Raw genomic sequence first — 524 nt, forward strand, 5'->3', positions numbered from 1 at the left:
GGATCGACAGGTCGTCGAGTTGGAACGAGAGATTCAACAATGGCATCGCAGCAATGAAGGCAGCTGCCGCCTGGCAGAAATCCCAGGCGTTGGCCCGCTCACTGCAACCGCGCTAGTGGCGTCAGTGGGTGACGCGAAAAACTTCAGTAACGGTCGGCAAATGGCGGCATGGTTGGGGTTAGTGCCGCGACAACACTCCAGCGGAGGCAAGCCCACGTTGTTGGGGATCAGTAAACGGGGCGATGGTTATTTACGCACCTTGCTGATTCATGGCGCACGCTCGATGGTTCGAGTGGTGGAGAGCAAGACAGATCCTTCGGCGGATTGGCTGAAGGGGTTATTGGCTCGTCGTCACACCAACGTTGCTGTCGTTGCCCAGGCTAATAAAACGGCTCGGATAGCCTGGGCATTATTGGCCCATGGCACCAAGTTCCGACCCGACTACACCCCCGACGTAACGGTGGCGTAGCCGGCCCGGTGGAATGAAAAAGTGATGCGTTAGAAGGAGTACTTCCAAGGTTGCT

General features: G+C 57.1%; 1 protein-coding gene. It reads left to right on the top strand.

Features of this window, described 5'->3' with window-relative positions:
• Window positions 1-469: IS110 family transposase (locus tag ACFZPT_RS26545; RefSeq protein WP_379555942.1), on the top strand; the 469-nt coding region annotated here is incomplete at its 5' end.
• Window positions 470-524: the final 55 nt, after the last annotated feature.

It is taken from the genome of Pseudomonas sp. MD330_10 (assembly GCF_042610415.1).
Taxonomy (GTDB): domain Bacteria; phylum Pseudomonadota; class Gammaproteobacteria; order Pseudomonadales; family Pseudomonadaceae; genus Aquipseudomonas; species Aquipseudomonas rhodesiae.